Below are 17888 nucleotides of genomic sequence, written 5' to 3'. Positions count from 1 at the left end.
TTCTATAATAATTCTCTTATGTTATAATGCAGGACAGACAGCAAATAGTAAATGATCATATATAGTTTTAAGGAACAGGAGTAAGAATGATAGAATTAGGTAAAAAACAGAAATTACTGGTTGTAAAAACCGTGGATTTCGGAATATATCTTGGAGAGGACCGAAACGCACCTCAGAATGAGCGGGTGCTTCTTCCGTCCAAACAGGTACCGGAAGGAACCAAAGCAGGTGATGAGATCGAAGTATTCATCTATAAGGATTCCCAGGACAGACTGATCGCAACTACCCGTGAGCCGATGCTTCAGGTAGGACAGACAGCAGTCCTTAAGGTAAAACAGGTCACCAGGATCGGTGCTTTTCTTGACTGGGGACTGGAGAAGGATCTTCTTCTTCCGTATCATGAGCAGACCAACCGGGTCCGTGAAGGTGAGGAGTGTCTGGTAGCACTTTATGTAGATAAGAGCAGCAGACTCTGTGCAACCATGAAGGTGTATCATTATCTTTCCACCAGAACTCCTTATGTACCGGGAGATTCGGTAAAGGGGCGTGTCTATGAGATCAGTGGGAATTTCGGCGTTTTTGTTGCGGTAGATGATAAATATTCCGCTCTGATCCCGGCACGGGAGGCAACAGGCAAGTACAGACCGGGAGCTATTCTTGATCTTCGTGTCACAGAGGTGAAAGAGGATGGCAAGATGAACGTCAGTGACCGCCAGAAGGCTTACATCCAGATCAATGAGGATGCAGAGAGCGTATTCAGCGTGATCGAGGAATTTGCAGGGGTGCTGCCATTTGATGATCATGCCTCACCGGAAGTCATCAAGAGAGAGTTTGGCCTCAGTAAGAACGCATTCAAGCGTGCAGTCGGTCATCTGATGAAGGAAGGAAAAGTAGAGATCCGTGACAAGAGGATCTACATTAAAAAATAACAAGGTGTTGACCGGCTCCGGATCAGACACGCTCCGGCACGTTCAGAGAAAAGTGCAGAGCGGGGAGGATCCGGAGCCCTGTTTTTTACGATAAGGAGAATAAATTTGGAGTTTACACATTTACATGTCCATACAGAATACAGCCTTCTGGATGGCTCCAATAAGATCAAAGAATATGTAGCCAGAGTAAAAGAGCTGGGTATGGACAGTGCGGCGATCACCGATCATGGCGTTATGTATGGTGTGATCGATTTTTACAGGGCTGCAAGAGAAGCCGGGATCAATCCGATCCTCGGATGTGAGGTTTATGTGGCTCCGGGCTCCCGTTTTGACAGAGAAGTGGGAAGTGGGGATGACCGTTATTATCATCTGGTCCTGCTGGCTGAGAATAATCAGGGATACAGCAACCTGATGAAAATTGTATCCAAGGCATTTGTGGAAGGGTTTTATTACAAGCCACGTGTGGATCTAGAGCTTCTGGAAAAATATCATGAGGGTATCATTGCCTTAAGTGCCTGCCTGGCGGGAGAGGTCGCCAGATATCTTGCACGTGGAATGTATGAGGATGCCAAGATCGCGGCATTACGTTACCAAGATATTTTCGGAAAAGGAAATTTCTTTCTGGAGCTTCAGGATCATGGGATCCCGGAGCAGCAGACCGTAAACCAGCAGCTTCTCCGTATGCACAGAGAAACGGGGATCGATCTGGTTGCCACCAATGATGTGCATTACACTATGGCAGAGGATGCGGAACCACATGATGTTCTTCTTTGTCTGCAGACTCAGAAAAAACTCAGCGATGAGAACAGAATGCGCTATGAGGGCGGCCAGTATTATGTGAAATCGCCGGAGGAGATGGCGAGGCTTTTCCCATATGCGCTGGAAGCGCTGGAAAACACGCACAGGATCGCGGAGAGATGTCATGTGGAGATTGAATTTGGTGTGACCAAGCTACCGAAATATGATGTGCCGGACGGATTTACCTCCTGGGAATATCTGAACAAGCTTTGCCATGAGGGACTTGAGCAGCGTTATCATCCGGTAACAGAGGAGCTGAAAAAGCGCCTGGATTATGAGCTGTCTACGATCAAAAACATGGGATATGTAGATTACTTTCTCATTGTATGGGATTTTATCAAATATGCCAGGGACAACGATATCATGGTCGGTCCGGGACGAGGTTCTGCCGCAGGAAGCCTGGTTGCCTATACACTTGGGATCACCCAGCTGGACCCGATCCGGTATGATCTGCTCTTTGAACGTTTCCTGAATCCGGAGCGAGTATCCATGCCGGATATCGATGTGGATTTCTGCTTCGAACGGAGACAGGAGGTTATTGATTATGTAAGAAGAAAATATGGTGATGACTGCGTGGTTCAGATCGTTACCTTCGGTACACTGGCAGCCCGCGGTGTCATTCGTGATGTAGGCCGTGTTCTGGATATGCCTTATGCCCAGGTGGACACCATCGCCAAGATGATCCCACAGGAGCTGAATATCACCATTGACAAGGCACTGGGAATGAATCCGGAGTTTCGCAAGGCTTACGAGGAACAGGACGATATCCATCGTCTGATCGATCTGGCAAAACGTCTGGAGGGGCTTCCGAGGCATACCTCCATGCATGCGGCAGGTGTTGTGATCAGCCAGAAGGATGTATCGGAATACGTACCCCTTTCCAGAGCACAGGATGGTTCCATTGTCACGCAGTTTACCATGACAACACTGGAAGAGCTGGGACTTCTGAAAATGGATTTCCTGGGCCTCCGTACCCTGACGGTTATCCAGAATGCTGTGAAAATGGTGGAAAAAAGTACCGGTATGCTTCTGGATATGCAAAAGATCGATTACAACGACAAAAAGGTACTGGATTCTCTCGGAACAGGACGTACTGACGGCGTGTTCCAGCTGGAGAGTGCCGGAATGAAAAGCTTCATGAAGGAGCTGAAGCCTCAGAGCCTTGAGGACGTGATCGCGGGAATTTCGCTTTACCGTCCGGGTCCCATGGATTTCATTCCGCAGTACATCCGTGGAAAAAACCGTCCGGATACCATCCGTTATGATTGTCCGCAGATGGAGCCGATCCTGAAGCCGACCTATGGCTGTATCGTATACCAGGAGCAGGTTATGCAGATCGTCCGTGAGCTTGCAGGCTACACCCTTGGACGAAGTGACCTGGTGCGCCGTGCCATGTCCAAGAAAAAAGCTTCTGTTATGGCAAAAGAACGCCAGAATTTCGTTTACGGAAACGTGGAAGAGGGAGTACCGGGATGTATTGCCAATGGTATTTCCGAGGAGATCGCAAACAAGATCTACGATGAGATGACAGATTTTGCAAAGTATGCCTTCAATAAGTCTCACGCTGCCGCTTATGCAGTGGTTTCCTACCAGACGGCATATCTCAAATATTATTATCCGGTAGAATTTATGGCTGCACTGATGACATCCGTTGTGGAAATGCCGAACAAGGTTGCCGAGTATATTTCTGTATGCCGCCAGATGGGGATCCGGATCCTTCCGCCGGATATCAATCATGGTGTTTATGGCTTTTCTGTTGACAATGGTTCCATTCGTTATGCACTTTCTGCCATCAAGAGTATCGGCCGTCCGGTAATCGAGGGGATTGTGCGGGAGCGTGAGGAGCACGGAGAATATACCTCCCTGAAAACATTTATTGAGCGAAATATCGACCAGATCAACAAGAGAGTTGTGGAAAATCTGATCAAGGCCGGAGCGCTGGATTGCCTGGAGGGAAACCGGAATCAGAAAATGACGGTTTATACGCAGATCATAGACAGTATCAACCAGGATAAGAAGCATACCATGGCGGGACAGCTGAGTCTTTTTGATATTGCGCCTGAAGAAGATAAAAAGGAATTTGAGATCCGTATGCCGCAGGCAGCAGAATATCCGAAGGAGACGATACTGACCTTTGAGAAGGAAGTTCTCGGCATCTATCTCAGCGGTCATCCGCTGGAGCGTTACCGGAATATGATGGAAAAAATGATCTCTGCAAAAACTTCTGATTTTCAGCCGGATGATGAAACAGGGATACCGGAGGTTTACGATAACCAGAAAGTGATCGTGGGTGGAATGATCACGGATAAAACCATAAAATATACAAAGAATAATAAGGTAATGGCGTTCCTTACAGTGGAAGATCTGGTAGGCACCGTGGAGGTTGTGGTATTTCCACGTGATTACGAAAAATGCCAGATGTTCCTGAATGAAGATGCCCGGCTCTTTATTCAGGGAAGAGTATCCGCAGAAGACGACAAAGCCAGCAAGCTGATCCTGGAAAAGGTCCGTCTTTTTGATGATATGCCAAGAGAACTGTGGCTCCAGTTTGAAAGCCGGGAAGAGTACGCAAAAGCCGAGACCGGTCTGGTAGACGATCTGATGGAATCCAGAGGAAACAGCACGGTGGTTATTTATCTCAAAGATGTCAAGGCAATGAAGAAACTTCCCCCTGCTTATCAGGTCCATATCGAGGATTCCTGGCTGGAGCGCATGTGTAAAAAATATGGAAGTTCCAATGTTAAAATTGTGGAGAGAGTATTGAAAAACTTATAAAAATGCTATAAACTATACCCGAATATGTGTATTACAATAGGTTGTTTCATAAGATGGAGGATAACAATATGGCAGAGAACAAAATCAAAACGATCGGCGTTTTGACCAGTGGCGGTGACGCACCTGGAATGAATGCTGCAATCCGTGCTGTTGTCAGAAGAGGATTAAGCAGCGGACTGAACGTAAAGGGAATCTATAAAGGATACAGCGGTCTCTTAAATGAAGAGATCAGAGATATGACAGCAAGGGACGTTTCCGATACGATTGAACGAGGCGGAACAATTCTTTATACTGCCAGATGTGCAGAGATGAGAACAGAGGAAGGACAGCAGCAGGCTGCAGAGATCTGCAGAAAGCATGGGATCGACGGCCTTGTTGTTATCGGTGGAGACGGATCCTTCGCAGGTGCTCAGAAGCTTGCGAACCTTGGAATCAATACCATTGGCCTGCCGGGAACTATTGACCTTGATATCGCATGTACCGAGTACACCATCGGTTTCGATACTGCTGTAAATACAGCTATGGAAGCTATTGACAAGGTACGTGATACATCCACATCCCATGAGAGATGCAGTATCATCGAGGTTATGGGACGTAACGCCGGATACCTTGCAGTATGGTGCGGTATCGCAAACGGTGCTGAGGATATCCTGATCCCGGAGAAATATGATTACGACGAGCAGAAGCTTATTGACAATATCGTAGAGAGCCGTAAGAAAGGCAAGAAACACCATATCATCGTAAATGCTGAGGGTATCGGCCATTCAGAGGCTATGGCGAAGCGTATCGAGGCTGCAACAGGTATCGAGACACGTGCAACGATCCTTGGTCACATGCAGCGTGGTGGAAGCCCTACATGTAAGGACCGTGTATATGCGTCCATGATGGGTGCTCTTGCAGTAGATCTTCTTGTTGCCGGAAAACGCAGCCGTGTGGTTGGATACCGTCATGGTGAGTTTGTCGATTTCGACATCAATGAGGCTCTTGCAATGCAGAAGAATGTAGATTCCTACATGTGGGAGGTCTGCAATTCTCTTTCTCATAATTACAGAAAATAAAGATATTTATGAACTTAAAAAAAGTTTCAGACGGATTGCATAAACTGAATACGTCACAAATAATTGCCCTCGGCTTTGCGGGGGTGATTTTTGTAGGTGGACTTATTTTGTGGATGCCGTTCTGCAGTGCACCCGGGCAGGCTGTTACCTTCCCGGATGCTGTTTTTACAGCGGCGACCAGCGTATGTGTGACAGGACTTTCCACAGTTGTTATGGCAGTCCAGTGGAGCCCCATTGGAAAAGCGGTTATCCTGTGCCTGATACAGATCGGCGGGATCGGACTGATCGCACTGGCGAATATGATATTCATCAGCCTCCGGCGGAAAATTTCCCTGAAAAACCGGCGGATCATCAAGGAATCCTACAACCTGGATGAAATGGGTGGAGTCGTGGCTGTAGTCCGCAGTGTGGTGAAATGCGTGTTTCTTGCAGAAGGAATCGGTGCGGTCCTGTATGCGTTTTGCTTTGTACCGGAATTTGGAATAAAAAAAGGTCTGGTGCATGCCATATTTCTGGCGGTATCTGCATTCTGCAACGCAGGGATCGATCTTTTCGGGGAAACAAGCCTTTCGGTATATGTGAGCAATCCGCTGGTCAATATCACTACGATTGGCCTGATCATTGTGTCAGGTCTTGGATTTATCGTCTGGTGGGATCTGTGGGATAAATTCCGCAAGGTTCTGAGAAAAGAGCTCTCCCCATCCAGAGTTTTTCGTGTATTGCGGCTTCAGAGCAAGCTGGTCCTTACGATGACCGGGATCCTGGTATTTTCAGGAGCATTTCTGGTATTTATTTTTGAATCCGGAAACCCTTCCACGCTGAAGGGGGCACCACTGGGAACAAAGCTCATGGCATCCTTTTTCCAGTCAGTGACAACACGTACGGCGGGATTTTATACCATGGATCAGTCGCTTTTGTCCACACCTACCGTGATCATTTCCCTACTGTGGATGTTTATCGGAGGATCACCCATGGGCACTGCCGGTGGTGTGAAGACTACTACCATTGCGGTTCTGATCCTTTCCATTGCAGCATATCTTCAGGGAAAAAAGGATGTAGAGGTATACGGCCGCAGGATCCGTGAGAGCTATCTCCGTTCTGCCATGGTTGTTGCAGGAACCAGTGTGCTGATCCTTTTTACCATGACGGTGCTTTTGTCCGCAGTAATGCCGGGAGTGGATCTGGCAGATGTTTTATATGAGATCACTTCTGCGGGGGCTACAGTAGGACTTTCCAGAGGACTGACACCTCAGCTGAATGTGGCAGGCAAGTGGATCGTGATCCTTACCATGTATCTGGGACGTATCGGACCGCTGACACTTGGAACAGCAGTTGTGATGCGTGTACGCAACAGGCCGGGAAGCACCACGCATCTCGGTGAAGAAGATATCATGATCGGTTAAACAGGAGAATAGAATGAAAAATAAATCTTTTGCCGTGATCGGGCTTGGACAGTTTGGAATGACTCTGGCGGTGACGCTGGCAGAGTCAGACTGTGATGTCCTTGCCATTGATGACAAAGAAGAAAATATCGAAGAGATTTCCGAAAAAGTAACCTATGCGGTAAAAGCAGATGTCCGTGAACCGGGAATCCTGAAGGCTCTGGGAGTTCAGAATGTGGATGTAGCCATTATCGCAGTTGCCGAAAATCTGGAAGCCAGTATTTCCGCAACCATGCAGGCTAAGGATTTGGGAGTGCCCTTTGTAGTTGCAAAAAGTATGAATTCTCTTCATGGACGTATACTCGACAAAATTGGTGCAGATAAGATCATTTATCCGGAACAGTCCATGGGACTGCGGGTTGCCAGAAATCTTATGTCCGGCGGGTATCTGGATGTGTTTGAGCTTTCGGCGGAGTTCAGTATGGCGGAGTTTTCCATGCCGGTATCCTGGATCGGAAAAAATCTGGTAGATCTGAATATACGGGAGCGTTTTCACATTAATATCATTGGCATCAAGCAAGGTGAAAATGTCACGGTAGATCTGGATCCTTCCGAACCGCTTCCGGACAACTGTTCCATAATCGCCATCGGAAAAAACAAAGATCTGAATGCAAGTCGTGAGGAATTACGTTAACCGAATACGGATTGCCGGAAGGAGAGAAATAAAAGTATGATAACCAGTGTATCAAATGCAAAAATAAAAAATGTCATGCAGCTGAACCAGAAGGCAAAAGCCAGAAGAGAGCAGGGACTTTTTGTGGCAGAGGGCCGGAAAATGTTTCTGGAAGCACCGGAAAGCTGGGTTTCCCAGGTGTTTGTCTCCGAGACCGTTTCCCGGGATGAAGAGCTGATGTCTCAGGCAGAAAAATATCCCTGTGAGATCGTGAAGGATTCCGTATTCCGTCAGATGTGTGATACCAAGACTCCCCAGGGGATCCTGACAGTTCTGAAGTTGCCTTCCTGGAGCGAGGAAGAGGTACTGGCGGGAAAAAATCCTCTGGTCATGGTTCTGGAGGATCTTCAGGATCCGGGAAATGCGGGAACCATTCTCAGGACCGGTGAGGGCGCCGGCGTAAGCGGAGTTTTCCTCACAAAAACCTGCGTGGATATCACAAATCCCAAGGTGATCCGTTCTACCATGGGCTCCATTTACAGAATGCCTTTTCTATACGTGGAAGATGTGGTATCATTAGAAAAGAAGCTGAAAGAAAATGGAATCCGCAGTTTTGCAGCTCATCTGAAGGGCGAGAATTCCTATGATCAGGAATCCTATAAGGGCGGTACCGCATTTTTCATTGGAAACGAGGGAAAGGGCCTGACTGATCAGGCGGCGGAGACAGCAGACTGTCTGATCCGCATTCCCATGTGCGGAAAAGTAGAATCACTGAATGCTGCCATGGCATCAGGAATCCTGATGTACGAAGCTGCAAGACAGAGAAGAGAATAAGAGAGGAGGAGTTTTATGACACCTTTGGCCTGGCTTGGAATACTGGCAATTTTACTGGTAATTGAAGCGATCACGGTAGGACTTACCACTGTCTGGTTTGCAGGCGGTGCGCTTGTGGCGTGCATTGCCTCGTGGCTTGGAGGGGGAATTGTTGTACAGCTCCTTTTATTTTTCGGAGTTTCCGTGGTGCTTCTGATCTTTACCAGACCTCTGGCGGTCCGCTACATGAACAAGGGCGTGGAAAAGACCAATGCAGAGAGTCTTCTGGGAAAAAGAGCCGTAGTGATACAGACGGTCAACAACCTGGCCCAAACCGGGCAGGTGAGGATCAATGACATCGAGTGGACTGCACGGACCGCAGATGACGGGGAAGAAATTCCAACAGGTGCAGTGGTTGAGATTGAAGAGATCCGCGGAGTGAAGCTGATCGTAAAAGAAATTAGCAAGGAGGGCTAAATTATGGGTGGAGTTGTTGTTTTGCTTGTAGTCATCGTTCTTGTGCTGTGGGTACTTGCATCCTGTATCCGCATTGTACCGCAGGCCTATGCAGTGGTACTGGAACGTCTTGGCGCTTACAAGGCTACCTGGAGTACAGGAATCCATTTCAAGGTTCCGTTCATTGAACGTGTTGCAAGAAGAGTAAACCTGAAAGAACAGGTTGTGGATTTTCCACCGCAGCCGGTAATTACCAAAGATAATGTAACCATGCAGATCGATACGGTTGTATTTTTCCAGATCACAGATCCGAAGCTTTACGCATATGGCGTTGAGAATCCGATCATGGCGATCGAGAATCTTTCTGCTACAACACTTCGTAACATCATCGGTGATATGGAGCTGGATGAGACACTGACATCCCGAGAGGTTATCAATACCAAGATGCGTGCTTCCCTTGATGTGGCTACAGATCCATGGGGAATCAAGGTTAACCGTGTGGAGCTTAAGAACATCATTCCTCCGGCAGCCATCCAGGATGCCATGGAGAAACAGATGAAGGCTGAGCGTGAGAGACGAGAAGCCATTCTGAAAGCAGAAGGAGAGAAACGTTCCACCATCCTTGTTGCAGAGGGTAAAAAACAGTCCGCTATCCTGGATGCTGAGGCTGAGAAGCAGGCGGCGATCCTTCATGCGGAGGCTCAGAAGGAGCGTATGATCAAAGAGGCTGAAGGACAGGCACAGGCAGTCCTTAAAGTACAGCAGGCAACTGCAGAAGGACTTCGTATGATCAAGGAAGCAGGAGCAGATGAATCTGTTCTTACTCTGAAGAGCCTGGAGGCTCTTACAAAAGTTGCTGACGGCAAGGCAACGAAGATCATCATTCCGTCCGAGATACAGGGCATCGCAGGGCTGGCAACATCTCTGAAGGAAATCATGACAGATAAACCGGCAGAGCAGAAATAAATCTGCAGCCGTGAGGAGGACATATTATGAATCTTAAAGGAAGAAATTTCCTGACACTGAAAGACTTTACACCGGAAGAGATCACTTACATGATCGACCTTGCAGCAGATCTGAAGGCAAAGAAAAAGGCAGGAGAGCTTCATGAGTATTACAGAGGTAAAAATATTGCACTGATCTTTGAAAAAACAAGCACAAGAACACGCTGTTCCTTCGAAGTGGCAGCTCATGATCTGGGAATGGGTTCTACCTATCTGGATCCCACAGGCTCCCAGATCGGAAAGAAGGAGAGCATCGCAGATACTGCAAGAGTTCTCGGAAGAATGTATGAGGGAATCGAGTACCGTGGCTTCGGTCAGGATATTGTTGAGGAGCTTGCAAAACATGCAGGCGTTCCGGTATGGAACGGTCTGACAAATGAGTATCATCCGACGCAGATGCTTGCTGATATGCTGACAGTACGTGAGCATTTCGGCAAACTGAAAGGTCTGAAACTTGTATACATGGGTGACGCCCGCTACAACATGGGTAACTCCCTTATGGTCGTATGCTCCAAACTTGGCCTTGATTTTGTAGCCTGCACCAACAAGAAATACTTCCCTAATGATGAGCTTGTAGCACAGTGCCAGCAGTGGGCAAAAGAGGCAGGTTCCACCATCACTCTTACAGAGGATGTAGAGGCAGGAACCAAGGACGCGGACATCATCTACACAGATGTATGGGTATCTATGGGCGAGCCTGACGAAGTATGGACAGAGCGTATCCACGACCTGACACCATATAAAGTTACCAAACACGTAATGGAGAACGCCGGTGAGAAGGCAATCTTCCTTCACTGCCTGCCAGCATTCCATGATCTTAAGACAAAGATCGGAAAAGAGATGGGCGAGCGTTTCAACCTTACAGACATGGAGGTTACAGACGAGGTATTCGAGTCTCCGCAGTCCAAGGTATTTGACGAAGCAGAGAACCGTATGCATACCATCAAGGCTGTGATCGTTGCTACATTAGGAGAGCCGGAGAAATAATGGCAGAGTTATTTAATGAAGAAATAATTTCACAGGCAACACATACAAAATGGGCGGGCAAAACCGTCCATTTTGCAAGAGAAATTGATTCCACCAACCTCTGGGGTAAACGCGCCTGGAGGGAAGAAGGCGCAGGACACGGGGAGCTGTTTGTGGCAGAATATCAGTCCGCAGGACGCGGACGTTTTACAAGACGATGGAGTGCGCCGCCGGACAGTGCCATTACTATGAGTATCCTTATCTGCCCGGAATTTTCTCCGCAGAAGGCGCCGATGCTGACACTTGTTATGGGACTTTCAGTTGCACAGGCAGTAGCAGAGCTCGGTCTTGAGGTAGGGATCAAATGGCCTAACGATGTAGTTGTTTCCCGCAAAAAGATCTGCGGTATCTTAACCGAAATGACCATGAAGCAGGATAAGATCGGCTGTGCAGTTATCGGAGTCGGGATTAACGTAAACATGGAAAGCTTTCCGGAAGAAATGGCAGATAAGGCTACATCTCTGTATCTGGAAAGCGGACATCCCTTTGACCGGGCACAGGTAGTCGGACTTGTGATGAAGCATTTTGAGGAAAATTATGAGAGATTTGTACAGACAGAGGATCTCAGCGGCCTGAAACCGGATTATGAGAAAATGCTGGCCAATCTGAACCAGCCGGTACGTGTACTGGATCAGAATGATCCATATGAGGGGATCGCAAGAGGGATCAATGCCGGCGGAGAGCTTCTGGTAGAGCGTGCAGACGGTACAGTCGAGGAAGTAAATTCCGGAGAGGTTTCTGTACGTGGTTTATACAGCTATGTGTAAAACATGCAGCACAGATCGGATAAAATTTCCGGCAGCGATTTTCCGTTGATGTTTTATTGCAGTAGTGGAAAAAACAAGAATCTCCCTGCTTTAGTTGTGGGGAGTGTCAAGTTATAAATAAAGGAGATTTTATGTATCAGGATAACATTGTGCTCTGCGGAGCAAGCTCTTATGAGCAGAAATATTATTTTAACCAGGATTTTGCGTCTCTTCCTGAGACAGTAAAGCAGGAGCTGCAGATCATGTGTGTGCTTTTCACAGAGGATGTAGGCGGGATCCTGACACTGGAATTTGATGAGGACGGCAGTCTGCAGTTTAAGACTGAGGCCCTGGAGGCAGATGCCCGTTTTGATGAGATCGGAAGTGCACTGAAGATCAAGGAACTCCAGCGGGACAAAAGAGAGCTTCTGGAATCTCTGGAAATGTATTACAAGGTATTTTTCCTGGGAGATATCCCGGATGAGGAACTGCAGAAAAAAGCAGATGCCGTTGAGGAATGATCCATGAAGATGCAGTGGAAGATCGGAAATGTGGAGATACCGAACCCCTTTGTGCTTGCACCGATGGCAGGGGTTACGGATCTGGCATTTCGAAGACTTTGCAAGGAGCAGGGTGCAGGCCTGATCTGTATGGAAATGGTCAGTGCCAAGGCGATCTCTTTTCATAATAAGAATACAGAGGCGCTGATGGAGATCGATCCCGGGGAGCATCCGGTATCCATGCAGCTTTTCGGCAGCGAGCCGGACCTTATGGCAGAGGTGGCAAAAAGCATTGAGGAGCGTCCCTTTGACATTCTCGATATCAATATGGGATGTCCGGTTCCCAAGGTGGTAAATAATGGCGAGGGCTCAGCTCTTCTGAAGGATCCTCAGCTGATCGAAGAGATCGTCCGCAGTGTTTCCGGAGCAGTTTCCAAGCCGGTAACGGTGAAGGTCCGCATTGGCTTTGATGAAAATACGCCGGTGGATGTGGTGGAGATCGCAAAACGGGTGGAGGATGCCGGTGCAGCAGCCATCGCAGTTCATGGAAGGACCAGACAGCAGTATTATTCCGGTCAGGCGGACTGGGATGCTATCCGCAGGGTGAAGGAAGCGGTGACTATTCCGGTGATAGGAAACGGAGATATCGTTTCACCGGAAACTGCAGAAGCCATGTTTAAAGAGACTGGCTGCGATGCGGTGATGATCGGCCGTGCAGTACGTGGGAACCCGTGGATCTTCCGGGAGCTGAACCACTATTTCCACACCGGGGAAAAGCTTTCCAGACCAACCGCAGAGGAAGTCTGCGAGATGATCCTGCGCCATGCCGAAGATCAGATCGCGATCAAGGGTGAGTATATCGGGATCCGCGAAATGCGGAAGCATGTAGCCTGGTATACAGCCGGTATGCGGCACAGTGCGGGAATCCGGAGAGAATCTAATAATATTTCAAGCTATGAAGAACTGAAAAAGCTTACAGACATGGTACTGGAGCGATAAAAGAGAAAAGTATGTCGGAGAAAACGAAACGTTCTATTGACAAGGAACGGAGCGCGTGCTACAGTCAGTTAGCGGGAATCCGCAGAAAGTTTTTTTGTTTTACAGGAGAAAAATAATGGCAGATAAAATAGCAGTTTTAATTCCTTGCTACAACGAAAGCAAGACGGTAGCAAAGGTTATCCGCGATATGAAAAAAGCACTTCCGGAAGCTGTGATCTACGTATATGATAATAACTCTACAGATGGAACAGACGAGATCGCCAGAAAAGAAGGGGCAGTTGTCCGTTATGAGTATCAGCAGGGAAAAGGAAACGTGATCCGCAGTATGTTTCGGGATATCGATGCGCAGTGTTATCTTATGGTAGATGGCGACGATACTTATCCGGCAGAGTTTGCAGCTGAAATGTGCAGCAAGGTTCTGGAGAAAGGCACAGACATGGTAGTTGGTGACCGCCTTTCTTCTACATATTTTACAGAGAACAAGAGACCTTTCCACAACTTTGGAAACAGTATCGTAAGAGGTTCCATTAACCGTCTTTTCAAAAGCAACATCAAGGATATCATGACAGGTTACCGTGCCATGAGTTACCGCTTTGTAAAAACATTCCCGGTACTTTCCAGGAATTTTGAGATCGAGACAGAGATGACGATCCACGCCATCGATAAGAACATGCAGGTTGAGAATGTAGTCATTGAATATCGTGACAGGCCGGAGGGAAGTGAGTCCAAGCTGAATACTTATGCAGATGGATTTAAGGTCCTGAAGACTATTGTGAAAATGTTCAAGAATTACAAGCCGCTGGAGTTCTTCTCCCTTATCGCAGCAGTGCTGTTTGTGGTGGGAATGGTATTCTTTATTCCGGTGCTGGTACATTTTCTGGAGGTTGGAACAGTGGAAAAGATCCCGACACTGATCGTCAGCGGGTTTGTGATCCTGACAGCTATCATCTGCTGGTTTTCCGGGATCATCCTTTCTACACTGGTCAATCAGCATAAACAGGATTTTGAGTATCAGACACAGATGGTGACTAATCGTTATAAAGATCTTTTTCCGGAGAAGAAATAAGGAATCAGACCGGGCAGGATAATATAGAAAAGCCGTGTTGGAATCTGAGATTTCGCGCGGCTTTTTTGCATATTTCAGGGACCCTTTTTCGACGTGGAATGCTTGACAATACTGGGGCTTTTCGGTATAATACAGGAATTGTGAATATCCTGAGATTTTTACGCCCTTTTTTAGAAAAAAGAGCTCTTGGGAATGGTAGCAACAGAAATATCCGAAGCTGTATTTTTTTCAGAAAAAACAGCACGGTTTTGAAAGGAAGTAAGGCAAAATGGAAGAAGCAAAGAAGAACTTACTCACATACGCAGGACTTAGAAAACTGGAAGACGAGCTGCACGATCTGAAAGTTGTTAAGAGAAAAGAAGTAGCAGGAAAGATCAAAGAGGCCAGAGAGCAGGGAGACCTTTCTGAGAACGCAGAGTACGATGCAGCAAAGGATGAGCAGAGAGATATCGAGGCACGTATCGAGGAGATCGAGAAGATCCTCAAGAACGCTGAGGTTGTAGTAGAGGATGAAGTCGATCTTGACAGAATCAGCGTAGGCTGCAAGGTTAAGGTTCATGATTATGAATTTGAGGAAGATATGGAGCTGAAGATCGTAGGTTCCACAGAGGCTAACAGCCTTGAGGGAAAGATCTCCAATGAGTCTCCGGTAGGTAAAGCACTGATCGGTGCACACACCAACGATATCGTTGAGGTTGAGATGCCGTCCGGAATCATGAAATATAAGGTTCTTGAGATCCAGAGAAACGTATAAAGCAGACAACGGAGCGGATCGCACAGATCCGCTTGAACGACAGATAGATTAAGGAGGCCAACAAGTGGCAGAGCAGAAGAAGCAGGATGTAAACCAGCTGCTTAAGGTACGTCGTGACAAACTGGCAGACCTTCAGGCAAATGGCAGGGACCCGTTTCAGATCACAAAATTTGATCAGACACATCATTCCCTTAAGGTAAAGAATCTCTATGAAGCACATGAGGCAGAGCTTCTCAAAGATCGCAAGGAGCTTGATGTAACAGGTCTTGATGAAGAGCAGGCAAAAGAGGCTCAGAAGAAGGATTATGAAGAAAGAAGAAGCATCATGGACGCAAGCCCGATCCATGTATCAATCGCAGGACGTATGATGTTCAAGCGTGTAATGGGAAAAGCTTCTTTCTGTAATATCCAGGATTTACAGGGTAACATTCAGGTTTATGTGGCAAGAGATGCCATTGGAACCGATTCCTATGCAGATTTCAAGAAATCTGATATCGGCGATATTTTTGGTCTGGAGGGATTTGCTTTTAGAACAAGAACAGGTGAGATCTCCATTCATGCAGAGAAGATGACTCTTCTTTCCAAGAGCTTACAGATCCTTCCTGAGAAATTCCACGGACTGACAGATACAGATACCCGTTATCGTCAGAGATATGTGGATCTTATCATGAATCAGGACAGCAAGAATGTATTTATCAAACGTTCCCAGATCCTTAAGGAGATCCGTAACTTTCTTGCAGGACGTGACTTCATGGAAGTTGAGACACCAATGCTGGTTTCCAACGCAGGCGGTGCAGCTGCAAGACCATTTGAGACACATTATAACGCACTGAACGAAGACGTTAAGCTTCGTATTTCCCTGGAGCTTTATCTTAAGAGACTGATCGTAGGCGGACTTGAGAGAGTTTACGAGATCGGCCGTGTATTCCGTAACGAGGGTGTTGATACCCGTCACAATCCGGAGTTCACTCTGATGGAGCTGTATCAGGCATATACGGATTATGAGGGAATGATGGAGCTGACAGAGTCCATGTTCCGTTACCTTGCAGAGAAGGTCTGCGGTTCCACAAAGATTTCCTACAATGGTATCGAGATCGATCTTGGAAAGCCTTTCGCACGTCTGACCATGAACGATGCCATCAAGAAATATGCAGGAATCGACTTTGACGAAGTAGCAGATGATGAGGCAGCCAAGAAGCTTGCTGATGAGCATCATATCGAGTATGAGGATCGCCATAAGAAGGGTGATATCATCAACCTCTTCTTCGAGGAGTACTGTGAGAAAGAGCTGATCCAGCCGACATTTATCATGGATCATCCGATCGAGATCTCTCCGCTGACCAAGAAGAAACCTTCCGATCCGAACAAGGTAGAGCGTTTCGAGCTCTTTATCAATACATGGGAAATGTGTAACGCATATTCCGAGCTCAACGACCCGATCGATCAGAGAGAGCGTTTCAAAGCACAGGATGCCCTTGCAGACGCAGGTGATGAGGAAGCCAACCACACAGATGAAGACTTCCTGAATGCACTGGAGATCGGTATGCCGCCAACAGGTGGTATCGGATACGGAATCGACCGTCTCGTTATGCTCCTGACAGACAGCCAGGCAATTCGTGACGTACTTCTGTTCCCGACAATGAAGACCCTCGGTGGTGTAAAATCCGAAAATGGTGTAAAGGATAAAGAAGTTTCTACACCAAATTCAGAGCCTGAAAAGATTGATTTCTCTAAGGTAAAGATTGAGCCTTTGTTTGAAGAAGATGTTGATTTTGATACATTCTCAAAGTCTGATTTCAGAGCCGTTAAGGTTAAAGAGTGCGTAGCAGTACCGAAATCAAAGAAGCTGTTGCAGTTTACTCTTGATGACGGAACAGGCACAGATAGAACCATTTTAAGCGGTATTCACGCATATTATGAGCCGGAAGAACTTGTCGGTAAGACACTTATTGCAATCACAAATCTTCCTCCGAGAGCAATGATGGGCATTGACTCTTGTGGTATGCTCCTGAGTGCAGTACACGAAGAAGAAGGCGAAGAAAAGCTCCATCTGCTTATGGTAGATGACCATATTCCGGCAGGTGCAAAGCTCTACTAAGAAGTACCGTTTTACCCTACAAAACGGGATGTACTTCATTTGTGAAAAAGCTCTGAAAATACACAAATACACCAAATTTACACCAAATGGTGCTTGAAACGGTGCAGAGTCTTAAAAATCGCATAATTTTCAAAATATATGGGCAGTCCCAATCGGGATTGCCCATTTTCAAAAGTATGATAAAAGTCTAAAATGAAATTTAACAGAGTGGCTAATTATGAAGATTCGGGAAATCAAAGAAAATAAAAAACAATTCCTTTCATTACTGCTATTGGCAGATGAACAGGAAAATATGATAGACCGCTATCTTGAAAGAGGCACTATGTATGTGTTTAATGATAACGGTGTGAAAGCTGAATGTGTTGTTACGGATGAGGGCAACGGTATTCTTGAAATAAAGAATATTGCGACCGTTCCAGAATATCAAGGTAAAGGCTATGCCAAAGCCTTGATAGATTTTATTGTTAAAGAGTATGCCGACAATTATTCCGTTTTACAGGTCGGAACCGGCGATAGTCCTTTGACAGTTCCATTCTATGAAAAGTGCGGTTTTGTTCGTTCTTATATGATACCGAACTTTTTTACAGATTATTATGACCACCCAATATTTGAATGTGGCGTCAGGTTGGTGGATATGGTGATTTTTCAAAGAAACCTATAAACTAATGCATTCAAGCCCTTTGAGAGAGGAGAAATCTTTTCTCAAAGGGCTTTTTCTATTTATACAGATATTCGCAAACTACAAGTAAAAGCCAAAACCTCATATACTCTAATCACAGAGGAAGTGGAGGTTTTGATATGAGTAACAGTT

16 protein-coding genes are annotated in these 17888 nt (G+C 46.7%); all 16 read left to right on the top strand.

Features of this window, described 5'->3' with window-relative positions:
• Positions 1-86 precede the first annotated feature (86 nt).
• The 16 genes from CCC70_RS09170 (at position 87) to CCC70_RS09095 (ending at position 17738) form a co-directional block, all read left to right on the top strand.
• Positions 87-929: a CvfB family protein gene (locus tag CCC70_RS09170; protein ID WP_021652585.1), complete on the top strand. Its 843-nt coding sequence runs from the start codon at positions 87-89 to the stop codon at positions 927-929.
• A gap of 105 nt (positions 930-1034) precedes the next feature.
• Entirely contained in the window at positions 1035-4502 is a 3468-nt protein-coding gene (locus tag CCC70_RS09165; protein ID WP_022426228.1) for a DNA polymerase III subunit alpha, read from the top strand.
• A gap of 68 nt (positions 4503-4570) precedes the next feature.
• Positions 4571-5560: a 6-phosphofructokinase gene (gene pfkA / locus CCC70_RS09160; RefSeq protein ID WP_015526732.1), complete on the top strand. Its 990-nt coding sequence runs from the start codon at positions 4571-4573 to the stop codon at positions 5558-5560.
• Positions 5561-5568: 8 nt separating this feature from the next.
• Complete coding sequence (locus tag CCC70_RS09155) at positions 5569-6963, top strand: TrkH family potassium uptake protein (protein ID WP_021652589.1); 1395 nt, start codon at positions 5569-5571, stop codon at positions 6961-6963.
• A gap of 13 nt (positions 6964-6976) precedes the next feature.
• Positions 6977-7636 (top strand): potassium channel family protein, encoded by a 660-nt coding sequence (locus tag CCC70_RS09150; protein ID WP_118515158.1) that lies wholly within the window; start codon positions 6977-6979, stop codon positions 7634-7636.
• 36 nt (positions 7637-7672) lie between these two features.
• Positions 7673-8449 carry a TrmH family RNA methyltransferase gene (locus CCC70_RS09145; protein WP_270391746.1) on the top strand — a complete coding sequence of 259 codons (777 nt, stop codon included), beginning with the start codon at positions 7673-7675 and terminating at the stop codon, positions 8447-8449.
• Between the two features lie 15 nt (positions 8450-8464).
• Positions 8465-8905 (top strand): NfeD family protein, encoded by a 441-nt coding sequence (locus tag CCC70_RS09140; RefSeq protein ID WP_144093618.1) that lies wholly within the window; start codon positions 8465-8467, stop codon positions 8903-8905.
• 3 nt (positions 8906-8908) lie between these two features.
• Positions 8909-9850 (top strand): SPFH domain-containing protein, encoded by a 942-nt coding sequence (locus CCC70_RS09135; protein WP_015526727.1) that lies wholly within the window; start codon positions 8909-8911, stop codon positions 9848-9850.
• Between the two features lie 26 nt (positions 9851-9876).
• Positions 9877-10875, top strand: coding sequence for an ornithine carbamoyltransferase (gene argF / locus CCC70_RS09130; RefSeq protein WP_021975947.1), 999 nt, complete (start codon positions 9877-9879; stop codon positions 10873-10875).
• Positions 10875-11681 (top strand): biotin--[acetyl-CoA-carboxylase] ligase, encoded by an 807-nt coding sequence (locus tag CCC70_RS09125; protein WP_270391749.1) that lies wholly within the window; start codon positions 10875-10877, stop codon positions 11679-11681. The genes argF and CCC70_RS09125 overlap by 1 nt, the downstream gene beginning before the upstream one ends.
• A gap of 131 nt (positions 11682-11812) precedes the next feature.
• Positions 11813-12181 carry a DUF6145 family protein gene (locus tag CCC70_RS09120; protein WP_015526724.1) on the top strand — a complete coding sequence of 123 codons (369 nt, stop codon included), beginning with the start codon at positions 11813-11815 and terminating at the stop codon, positions 12179-12181.
• A 9-nt stretch (positions 12182-12190) separates the two neighbouring features.
• Positions 12191-13159 carry a tRNA dihydrouridine synthase DusB gene (dusB, locus tag CCC70_RS09115; RefSeq protein WP_118609143.1) on the top strand — a complete coding sequence of 323 codons (969 nt, stop codon included), beginning with the start codon at positions 12191-12193 and terminating at the stop codon, positions 13157-13159.
• Between the two features lie 115 nt (positions 13160-13274).
• A complete protein-coding gene (locus CCC70_RS09110) occupies positions 13275-14225 on the top strand; it encodes a glycosyltransferase family 2 protein (RefSeq protein ID WP_015526721.1) in 951 nt (316 codons plus the stop codon).
• A gap of 268 nt (positions 14226-14493) precedes the next feature.
• Positions 14494-14979, top strand: coding sequence for a transcription elongation factor GreA (greA, locus tag CCC70_RS09105; protein WP_015526720.1), 486 nt, complete (start codon positions 14494-14496; stop codon positions 14977-14979).
• Positions 14980-15043: 64 nt separating this feature from the next.
• Complete coding sequence (lysS, locus tag CCC70_RS09100) at positions 15044-17077, top strand: lysine--tRNA ligase (RefSeq protein ID WP_287084710.1); 2034 nt, start codon at positions 15044-15046, stop codon at positions 17075-17077.
• A 217-nt stretch (positions 17078-17294) separates the two neighbouring features.
• The gene (locus CCC70_RS09095) at positions 17295-17738 is read left to right on the top strand and encodes a GNAT family N-acetyltransferase (protein WP_287084709.1); all 444 of its coding nucleotides are present in this window, start codon (positions 17295-17297) and stop codon (positions 17736-17738) included.
• The last annotated feature ends 150 nt before the right edge of the window (positions 17739-17888 follow it).

Origin of the sequence: Blautia sp. LMAG:89, assembly GCF_008679485.1 — a bacterium.
GTDB classification, from domain to species: Bacteria; Bacillota; Clostridia; order Lachnospirales; family Lachnospiraceae; genus Blautia_A; species Blautia_A fusiformis.
Note: the sequence above shows the minus strand (reverse complement) of the source record. Positions and strands in the feature narration are given on the sequence as shown.

Coding starts and splice junctions, on each gene's coding strand:
- CCC70_RS09170 (WP_021652585.1), top strand. CDS start 87: ATGATAGAATTAGGTAAAAAACAGAAATTACTGGTTGTAAAAACCGTG.
- pfkA (WP_015526732.1), top strand. CDS start 4,571: ATGGCAGAGAACAAAATCAAAACGATCGGCGTTTTGACCAGTGGCGGT.
- CCC70_RS09155 (WP_021652589.1), top strand. CDS start 5,569: ATGAACTTAAAAAAAGTTTCAGACGGATTGCATAAACTGAATACGTCA.
- CCC70_RS09150 (WP_118515158.1), top strand. CDS start 6,977: ATGAAAAATAAATCTTTTGCCGTGATCGGGCTTGGACAGTTTGGAATG.
- CCC70_RS09145 (WP_270391746.1), top strand. CDS start 7,673: ATGATAACCAGTGTATCAAATGCAAAAATAAAAAATGTCATGCAGCTG.
- CCC70_RS09140 (WP_144093618.1), top strand. CDS start 8,465: ATGACACCTTTGGCCTGGCTTGGAATACTGGCAATTTTACTGGTAATT.
- CCC70_RS09135 (WP_015526727.1), top strand. CDS start 8,909: ATGGGTGGAGTTGTTGTTTTGCTTGTAGTCATCGTTCTTGTGCTGTGG.
- argF (WP_021975947.1), top strand. CDS start 9,877: ATGAATCTTAAAGGAAGAAATTTCCTGACACTGAAAGACTTTACACCG.
- CCC70_RS09125 (WP_270391749.1), top strand. CDS start 10,875: ATGGCAGAGTTATTTAATGAAGAAATAATTTCACAGGCAACACATACA.
- CCC70_RS09120 (WP_015526724.1), top strand. CDS start 11,813: ATGTATCAGGATAACATTGTGCTCTGCGGAGCAAGCTCTTATGAGCAG.
- dusB (WP_118609143.1), top strand. CDS start 12,191: ATGCAGTGGAAGATCGGAAATGTGGAGATACCGAACCCCTTTGTGCTT.
- CCC70_RS09110 (WP_015526721.1), top strand. CDS start 13,275: ATGGCAGATAAAATAGCAGTTTTAATTCCTTGCTACAACGAAAGCAAG.
- greA (WP_015526720.1), top strand. CDS start 14,494: ATGGAAGAAGCAAAGAAGAACTTACTCACATACGCAGGACTTAGAAAA.
- CCC70_RS09095 (WP_287084709.1), top strand. CDS start 17,295: ATGAAGATTCGGGAAATCAAAGAAAATAAAAAACAATTCCTTTCATTA.